This window comes from Burkholderiales bacterium, from assembly GCA_013695435.1.
Taxonomy (GTDB): domain Bacteria; phylum Pseudomonadota; class Gammaproteobacteria; order Burkholderiales; family JACMKV01; genus JACMKV01.
Window position 1 is genome coordinate 1 of the sequence record JACDAM010000282.1, and the last position, 2,634, is coordinate 2,634.

Annotated in this window: 2 protein-coding genes; both read right to left on the reverse strand. The window is 61.7% G+C overall.

All coding sequences use genetic code 11. The annotated features are described in order from the left end of the window. The coding region (locus tag H0V78_13825; GenBank protein MBA2352815.1) for a heme lyase CcmF/NrfE family subunit at positions 1–1,666 on the reverse strand (1,666 nt) is incomplete at its 3' end. A gap of 55 nt (positions 1,667–1,721) precedes the next feature. Then, on the reverse strand, positions 1,722–2,634 hold a 913-nt coding region (locus H0V78_13830; GenBank protein ID MBA2352816.1), incomplete at its 5' end, for a hydrogen peroxide-inducible genes activator.

Below are 2,634 nucleotides of genomic sequence, written 5' to 3' on the forward strand. Positions count from 1 at the left end.
CTATCGTTCCGCGCAGCGCGGAAAAGTTCGGCCCGGCAACCTCGATTGCGCCCATGAAGCGGAAGCTGTAGCCGCCGGCCTGTACGCTATCGCCGACTTCCATGCGCACGTCTTTTTCGGTTTCGTAACCCTTGACCAGCGTTACGCCGATGATAAAAACGCCAACGCCGATGTGCGCGACCAGCATGCCGAAGTAGCTCAGCGATTGCCGCGCCAACTTGTCGAACAGGTTGCCGCCGGGAGTCGATCTGAGCCGGTGATAAAGATTTTCCAGAGCGGTCGCGATTGCCCACAGCGCAAGCAATAACCCGAAGCTCACCATCGCACTCCAGCGGCCGAGTACGATCGGCACGGCGATCGCCGCGGCGACGCTGACGAGAAACGCCCAACGCAAGCGAATGGCGAGCGCAGGAAGCTTCGCCTGTTTCCAGCGCGCAACCGGGCCGATCCCCATCAAAAATACCGCGGGCGCCATCAGCGGCACAAAAATGGCTTCGAAATACGGCGGCCCGACCGAAATTTTGCCGAGACCGAGCGCGTCGAGGATCAGTGGATACAGTGTGCCGAGCAACACTGAGGCGGCGGCGACAACCAGCAGCAAATTGTTTCCGAGCAACAGCGATTCGCGCGAGAGTGGTTCGAACGAGCCGCCGAGGCCGACGCGGGGCGCACGCCATGCATACAGGGCGAGCGAGCCGCCGATCACAATCGCGAGAAAAGCGAGAATGAAAATGCCGCGTTTCGGATCTGTCGCGAAAGCATGGACCGACGTCAGCACGCCGGAACGAACAAGAAAAGTGCCGAGCAGCGACAGCGAGAATGCCATGATCGCGAGCAGCACAGTCCAGCTTTTGAACGCGCCGCGCTTCTCGGTGACGGCCAGCGAATGAATCAAGGCCGTGCCGACCAGCCAGGGCATGAACGACGCGTTTTCGACCGGATCCCAGAACCACCAGCCGCCCCAGCCGAGTTCGTAATACGCCCACCAACTGCCGAGCGCAATGCCGCACGTCAGGAAACACCATGCGGCGGTCGTCCACGGCCTTGACCAACGCGCCCATGTCGCATCCAGCCGGCCCGAGATCAGCGCCGAGAGCGCGAACGCGAACGCAACCGAAAAGCCGACGTAGCCCATATACAGCATCGGCGGATGAATCACCATGCCGGGATCCTGCAACAGCGGATTCAGATCGCGCCCGTCGGCCGCGGCAGGCAGCAACCGGTCGAACGGATTCGATGTCAATAGCATAAACAGCAGAAAGCCGACGCTGATGAAGCCCAGCACGCCGAGCACGCGCGCGATCATCTCCTCAGGCAGACGGCGGCTGAATACGGTAACGGCAAGCGTCCAGACCGTCAGCATCAGCACCCACAATAACAACGAGCCTTCGTGGGAGCCCCAGCTTGCGGCGAATTTGTACGCTATCGGCAATTGCGAATTCGAATTGGTCGCAACATTCAGCACGGAAAAATCATCGTGCGTGAACGACCATACGAGACAGCCGAACGCGATCGCGACGAACACAAATTGACCTTGCGCGGCAGGACGCGCAAGCGCCATCCAATTCGGTATGCCGCGCGCGGCGCCGATCAGGGGCAGCGCGCTTTGCGCGAGCGCAAGGCACAACGCGAGGATCAGCGAGAACTGGCCGATTTCGGGAATCATATGTGGGTGTACTCCGGCAAGACGGCATAACTGTCCGCCATGCTACCACCTTCCATCATCTTTTTTGCAGGCGCTCCGGCGTAGACGCAGCTGACGCGACGGCCGTTGATATCGGCACGACGTTTTGCGACCCGGCGCTCGCCGTCACACAAGCGGGCAGATGGGCGAGTATCAGTTCGGCGACGCGCCGCACGGTGTTTTCCCGCGGATAGCGATGGCGCCATATGATGCCGATGGCGCGGCTGGGCGCGGGCGCCGCAAACGGGCGGATTTCGATCAGCCGGCTCTGGATCGCACCCATGCCGGGCAAGGTCGCAAGCGCCGGCAGCAAGGTGCAGCCGATGCCGGCCGCGACCATCTGGCGCAGGGTTTCAAGACTGGTCGCCGCCACTTCATTGCGCCGTTCCCGCGAGGCGCAGATTTCCAGCGCCTGATCGCGCAAACAATGGCCTTCTTCGAGCAGCAGCAGCGGCTGCTTGACGAGATCGCGTTCGTGTACCTGTTTTTGCAGCGCCAATGGATGCCCGGCCGGCAACGCGAGATGAAACGGCTCATGAAACAACTCCATCACGTCGAGGCCTTCGCTGTGCACGGGCAGCGCGAGCAGCAGCGCGTCGAGCTTGACGCTGCGCAACTGCTCGAGCAGATTCACCGTGAGGTCTTCGCGAAGAAACAGCCGTAGTTTTGGAAACGCGTCGCGAATCGGCGGCAGCAGATGCGGGATCAGATAAGGCCCGAGCGTTGGTATCACGCCGAGCCGCAGCGGTCCATCCATCGCGTCGTGTCCCCTGCGCGCGAGTTCGCGGATGCGCTCCATCACTTCGAGCGCAACCCGCGCCTCGGCGATGATTTCCTCGCCGACCGGCGTTGGCGTCAGGTGACGCTTGTTTCGCTCGAACAAGGTGACGCCAAGATAGTCTTCGAGTTTTTTCAATTGCGTGCTCAGCGTCGGCTGACCGACGTGGCAG